Genomic DNA, 306 nt, shown 5'->3' with positions numbered 1-306 from the left:
CCCGTTATATTATTCTTATTGGGAAGTTTAATTTATAAAGAAAAAATCACGGTAGTTCCTTTACTTGGAGTGTTAAGTAGTTTTATCGGCTCTATTCTTTTATCCGGTATTAATTCTGATTTTACACTTGATAAATTCCTTTCATCTGGTGTTATTTGGGCATTTCTTGCGGCAATCTTTTATGGATTATTAATGATTGTGAATAAAGGGATTACACAAACAAGTTCATATTTTACGACATTACTTCAGACAACATTAGGGTTTCTACTTTTAATTCCTTTTGTTAAATTTGGTTCTTTTCAAAAC

Annotated in this window: 1 pseudogene; it reads left to right on the top strand. The window is 29.7% G+C overall.

Annotated elements, in window-relative coordinates:
* Window positions 1-306: pseudogene (locus CN514_RS26045) on the top strand (EamA family transporter); the annotation flags it as partial.

The organism is Bacillus sp. AFS001701 (assembly GCF_002559405.1).
GTDB lineage: Bacteria > Bacillota > Bacilli > Bacillales > Bacillaceae_G > Gottfriedia.
This window is presented reverse-complemented; position numbering and strand designations above follow the sequence as displayed.